This window comes from Janthinobacterium sp. Ant5-2-1 (assembly GCF_001445815.1).
GTDB lineage: Bacteria > Pseudomonadota > Gammaproteobacteria > Burkholderiales > Burkholderiaceae_D > Janthinobacterium > Janthinobacterium lividum_E.
This window is the reverse complement of record NZ_LNCE01000105.1, coordinates 1-4140: the sequence shown is the minus strand read 5'-3', so window position 1 is coordinate 4140 and position 4140 is coordinate 1. Positions and strand designations below refer to the sequence as shown.

The following is a 4140-nucleotide window of genomic DNA, read 5'->3' as shown; positions in this document are numbered from 1 at the left end:
GGAATTTGGCAATATTTCCATTTTTTCAGCTATTTGTTGCGCTCCGAGCGGACAACACAGGCCCGCCGCAACAAGGTCATTCCAGCCGTTTCGAGGCCTGTCGACTACGGCCATTTCTCCAATGAAAACATACTGAAAAACGCTTCTTCCGCGCAGCGTCTTGCACATCCACACTGCTCAAGTAAAATTGCAAAAATATAAATACATTGAAATAAAACAATATTTTTGTCGGATAACATGGAAACTATCGGAATGAAATACTGCACTTGCCAAGTTTCCCGTCAAATATCAATGCACGCAGCTTGAATTGTTAAATCGGCTGCCCGCCGCATGCGGGTGCAGGAAGCAAGGCACGCCACTTTCCAGCCATCTTGCCGGACACTGGACAGGAAGATTGCCCGGCATGCTGTTGAGATAGCCGATGGAGAAATAAGGGCAAAAAAAAAGCAGGATGACTGAAAAGTCATCCTGCCCTTTCGTTGAACGGAGCAGCTTTGCTGCCGCCAGGTCCGCCTTGCCATATAGAACGCGCATGCCACCCAAGCTGAAGAAACGGCCCTGGCCGCCGGCGCCATCGGCCTGTCCATGGGGGCGGCGCAGCGCCACAATACTCTGTTATTGCACGGCGAATTATCGTGCGCCGCAATTCCGCGCCGATAATACCAGTCGCGTCGCAATGCGGAATATCACTGCATTGTTTTTATCGTGAAAACATCGCGAACAATACAATAAAACAAACAAAGATAATCCGCGCATTCATGGAATGGCGGACCCGCTATTATCTTTTCAAATATGGAAATGAATAAAGCGCCTAAGCAATCGGTGATCAAGCACCAATATGGTACGGCGTTGCACTCCTTTGATGCAGAAACCTAATATTGCACCATGATGGCGCTTGCGTCTATCGTTCTCCGACTTAGTACAAAAAAACAACGCTTTCGCCGCCATACCACACATCTGCACCTGCCCGGCAAGCCTGCAAGCATGCGGTCTGCAGGCCATCCGCGACGCTGCACTGCAGCAAAATGGATATACCAAACTGTGCCTGGTGTTGTTTTTTCATATGCATTTCCACTATAAAAATTGACAGCCAAGTAGCTGCGATGGTTTCATTAACGTCTTGAAATTTTGAATACTCAAACGTTTCAAAGACACCGTCCATGAGACGATCGATAAAATAATAGATACATATACGGCCGGTGTTGCCAATACAAGGCAATCTCAAGCCGCATATTCATAAGTGAGGAGTTTTGCAATGATGGTGGAAACAGGATTATCGCGTTCTATACGTTTGATGTTTATCGGCAGCATTGCGTTCGGCATGCACATGGCCAACGCACAAACTACTGGCGAAAACATTCAGAAGGTCGAAGTGACCGGTTCGAGCATCAAGCGCGCGGAAGCCGAAACCATTTCGGTCATTCAAACGCTGACCCGCAAGGATATCGAACAAACCGGTAAGGCATCGATCGCCGACGTCGTGCGCAGCATTTCCGCCGACAACAACGGCAGTATCAGCGGCTCCTTCACCAACGGTTTCGCCGGTAGCGCCTCGGGCGTTTCGCTGCGCGGCTTGAGCGTCAGCTCGACCCTCGTGCTGATCAATGGCCGCCGCACGGCGCCATACGGCTTCGGCGATGACGGCCAGCGCAGCTTCGTCGACTTGAACTCGATTCCCCTCGACGCCGTGGACCGCATCGATATCCTGAAAGACGGCGCTTCCGCCATTTATGGTTCCGACGCGATCGCCGGCGTGGTCAACATCATCTTGCGCCAGAACTATGTCGGCAAGACCATTTCCGCCAACGTAGGCCAGAGCGGCCACGGCGACGGCACCGTCACCAGCATCTCCGGCGCCATCGGCTTCGGCGACATGGACACCGACAAATTCAACGTCTTCGCCACCATCGATGCGAAAAAATCGGGCGAAATCAAGCAAACCAGCCGCGACAAGTGGATCGGCCAGGCCGATGCCCGCCCATGGGGTGGCCGCGACCAACGCGCTGGCTTTACCACTGCCGGTAACGGCGGCGGCAGCTCCTTCCTGGGCACCCTGCGTCCAGTCAACGCCGCTGGCGCTCCTGCCGGCAACGTGACCAACTTGCCTGGTTCGTGCGACCCGATCAACCTCGATCCGGCGGGCGGCAATTCGAACGACAACTCGCGCGGCGGCTGCCTGTGGGATCCGATCCAGTTCGCGACCATCCAGCCAAAGACCGAAAACGTCAACCTGTTCATGCGCGGCACCCTGGCGCTGGGCGCGAATGCGCAAGGCTACACGGAAGTGGGCATCTTCAAGTCGAAGGCCGACACCTACACCACCCCGTCCGGCCTGACCGGCGCCGGCTTTGACCTGATCAACGCCCGCGTCAACAACACCAGCACCGGCCCGGATCAGCTGCTGATGCCGGCAAACCACCCGGACAACATCCTGGGCGTCGCTGCCCGTCCGCGCTGGGTCGATGAATCGCGTCCACGCGTGTCGAACCTCGAAACGACCGTCACCCGTGTCCTGGCCGGCGTCAAGGGTACGTACGCCAACTGGGATTACGATACCGGCCTGATGTACGCAGAAAGCAAAACCGACCGTACGCAAACGGGCTACTACCGTTCCAGCGCCCTGCGCACGGCGCTGAACAACGGCACCTTCCGCATCGGCAAGGGTGTCATCAACAGCCCTGAAGTACTGGCACTGGTATCGCCTACGCTGAGCAACTCGGGCACGACGAAGAGCACCTCGCTGGACTTCAAGGCTTCGCGCGAACTGTTCCAATTGCCAGGCGGCATGATGGGCCTCGCTCTGGGCGCCGAGTACCGCAAGGAAGAAACGAACAGCCAGTCGACGCCATACACCGACATCAACGATATCGTTGGCCTGGGTTATTCCGCTTCGCAAGGTTCGCGTAACGTCAAGGCTCTGTACGCCGAGCTCGCCGCGCCAGTCATGAAAGAGCTGGAACTGCAATTCGCGCTGCGCAGCGATGATTATTCGGACTATGGCCGCTCGACCACGCCAAAAGTCGGCTTCAAATTCACGCCAGCATCGGCCGTGGCTTTCCGCGGTACGTATGCGGAAGGTTTCCGCGCGCCTAGCGCCGCGGAAAACGGCAACAGCGCCGTGGCAGCGTTCACCAGTATCGCCAGCGATCCAGTGCGTTGCGCCGTGACGAAATTGCCTATCGATTGCTCGTCGCAACAAGTTGGCGCGATCACCATCGGCAACAAGAACATCAAGCCGGAAACGTCGAAGAGCTACAGCCTGGGCATGGTGCTTGAGCCGATCAAGAACATCAGCCTGTCGATCGACTGGTGGAAAATCGTCCGCGATGGCGAAATCAACGGCTCCGATCCTGGCGCAGTGGTCGCCAATCCAGCTGGCTACCCAGATGCGGAAATCGTTCGTGGCGAACCTACGAGCAACTTCCCAGGCTTGGCTGGTCCTATCCTGATGGTCAAAGCACCTTACCTGAATGCAGGCAAGACCAAGACCTCGGGTATCGACCTGGATCTGCGCGGCAAGTACAACGCCGGCGAATACGGCCGCTTCAACTCGGGCGTAACGGTCACGTACATGAAAGAGTTCACCCGTACCAACGCCGATGGCACGGTACTGGAATTTGCCGGCACCCACGGTGACGTCAACCTGTCCGGTAACGGCGGTACGCCGAAGACCAAAGTCCGCCTGACCCTGGGCTGGGATCAAGGTCCGGTCAACGTCACGGCCAACATGAACTACGTCAGCAGCATCAGCAACAAGAACGATGTCAACGGCGATTGCCTGGACGTCGATGCCAACGACGTGCCGTACAAAAACTGCCGTATCGCTTCGTTCACCACCACGGATCTGTTTGCCAAGTGGAGCGTCACGAAACAATGGGAACTCACCGCGTCGATCACCAACCTGTTCGACAAGATGGCACCGCTGGACGTGCAAACCTACGGCCGCATCAACTACAACCCATCGCTGCACCAAGCGGGCGCAGTGGGCCGTTACTTCACGCTGGGCGGCCGCTACACGTTCTAATCGCCAGGCAAGAAATAACAGTTAGTTAGCAAAAAAATCCGGCGGCCATGCATTGGCCGCCGGATTTTTTCTTTTCAGCCTCCTCTTTTCTAAGGCGCCGCCAACCTCGCGGATAG

At 56.0% G+C, this 4140-nt stretch carries 4 protein-coding genes; 2 read left to right on the top strand and 2 right to left on the bottom strand.

Annotation, left to right across the window (positions count from 1 at the left end; translation table 11 throughout):
* Positions 1 to 201: hypothetical protein (locus ASN89_RS29590; RefSeq protein WP_235502069.1), on the top strand; the 201-nt coding region annotated here is incomplete at its 5' end.
* Positions 202 to 288: 87 nt separating this feature from the next.
* Here the strand turns inward: ASN89_RS29590 and ASN89_RS28820 are convergent.
* Both ASN89_RS28820 and ASN89_RS24580 read right to left on the bottom strand, forming a co-directional pair.
* On the bottom strand, positions 289 to 606 hold the full coding sequence (locus ASN89_RS28820; protein ID WP_152988679.1) for a hypothetical protein: 318 nt from the start codon (positions 604 to 606) through the stop codon (positions 289 to 291).
* Between the two features lie 310 nt (positions 607 to 916).
* Positions 917 to 1162, bottom strand: a complete 246-nt coding sequence (locus ASN89_RS24580) for a hypothetical protein (protein ID WP_152988678.1) — start codon at positions 1160 to 1162, stop codon at positions 917 to 919.
* 165 nt (positions 1163 to 1327) lie between these two features.
* Between ASN89_RS24580 and ASN89_RS24575 the strand changes: the two genes are divergently transcribed.
* On the top strand, positions 1328 to 4024 hold the full coding sequence (locus tag ASN89_RS24575; protein ID WP_235502068.1) for a TonB-dependent receptor: 2697 nt from the start codon (positions 1328 to 1330) through the stop codon (positions 4022 to 4024).
* Positions 4025 to 4140: the final 116 nt, after the last annotated feature.

Excerpts from the sequence above, each read along its gene's own strand:
- ASN89_RS24580 (WP_152988678.1), bottom strand. The coding sequence starts at position 1,162 with ATGGACGGTGTCTTTGAAACGTTTGAGTATTCAAAATTTCAAGACGTT.
- ASN89_RS24575 (WP_235502068.1), top strand. The coding sequence starts at position 1,328 with ATGGCCAACGCACAAACTACTGGCGAAAACATTCAGAAGGTCGAAGTG.